Here is a 1339-nt window from a genome sequence, read left to right as displayed (position 1 = left end):
CGACCGATCGACGCCTTGTTCAGCTAACTCTCCTTCCACACGCGACATGGCAATCGACGGTTTGGCAATCAACGGGGAAAGCAATGTGGACGCCGTTGTGCGAAGCGCGCACGGATCGTTTTGTTGAAAGAAGGCCAACACTTATATTGGCGTCTTCTATTGAACGAACGGATTGACCTGGACGGAGTTCGGGTTTGATTTCCGTGGAGTGTGTGGATCGTGAGATCCGGAATCGATTCGCTCACTATGGTACGGCTCAGGCGATCCACTTTCGTCTTTATCAAGACTTGCTTGACTCGAAGCACTGACCTCGCTGACCGCTTCTTCACTTTCGAAGAATGCATTGTCGAACTGGGAGGGCATGTTGGCCCACATATCTTCCTCTCCGCTGGTCGTCTCTGTGTTCTGCAGCATTTCAGGATCCATCGACTGAGCCATTTTCGCGAACTCGTCCATGTCGATGAATGATGTGGATACGACCGCGAGCACAACGACGCTGAGAACCATTCCAAATCCTCCGATCACCATGAATGCGAAGTAGGCGACGCTCGCTGAGATGGGGCCACTTTGCGTCATGACGGAGACCGTCAGAATCGAAGCGATTAGCATCAGGATGAAGGGCAAGTACGGCGGGATCGAATCAGCGGCAAAGACGCAGACGACAGAAACCACCCCACTCGCCATGCCCGCAGCGATCGAGACAAAAAACGACCACGCGAAACTGTGCTCACCACAACCCGCTAAGGAAAGGCTCCACTTCATCGAAAAGCCATAGACCACAACGATGATCAAACAAAGCGCAGCCATCATCACGAAAACTGGGACGACTGGTAATGAACTGAGGTCCATGGCGGGATCGATGGAGTTCATGCCCATGGGAATAACCAAGTTGACTGGAGAAAATCGGTACAGAGACGACTTTCAAACCTAGGTCATCCTCCACAACTCGACCGCTCCAGCCCGACACCGTCGCACTAAATTCTGCGGCGGTTGCAAAGAGCCGATTTCAACAATCGATCCAACCCGCACAATCGCCACGTTTTTACAAACGCAAACTACAAAGCTCAGAGGGCATCCTTCGGACACTAGCGGGCTGTTGATTTAATGAGCCGCACCGCGTTAGCGGCGGTTAGTCAGACGCCAACCGGGGCTAACGCCCATCGGCTAATTGTTGTCACTCGGTATACGACTAAATCAACAGGCTGCTAGAGGTCGTGCAGTTTTGAGGTGCCGTGCTCGCAAGGTTGAAATCACCCTCCTGAACGCAGTTGGGGAGGGTCGGAATGCGAGCGTTCAGCGAGAATTCCGGGGAGGGTAGTGCGCGCCCTATCCCATGCTC

At 53.4% G+C, this 1339-nt stretch carries 1 protein-coding gene; it reads right to left on the bottom strand.

What is annotated here, in order from left to right:
* Positions 1-156: 156 nt before the first annotated feature.
* Entirely contained in the window at positions 157-876 is a 720-nt protein-coding gene (locus tag RE6C_RS24075) for a hypothetical protein (protein ID WP_008660806.1), read from the bottom strand.
* Positions 877-1339 lie beyond the last annotated feature (463 nt).

The sequence above is a fragment of the Rhodopirellula europaea 6C genome (assembly GCF_000338295.1).
Taxonomy (GTDB): domain Bacteria; phylum Planctomycetota; class Planctomycetia; order Pirellulales; family Pirellulaceae; genus Rhodopirellula; species Rhodopirellula europaea.
Note: the sequence above shows the minus strand (reverse complement) of the source record. Positions and strands in the feature narration are given on the sequence as shown.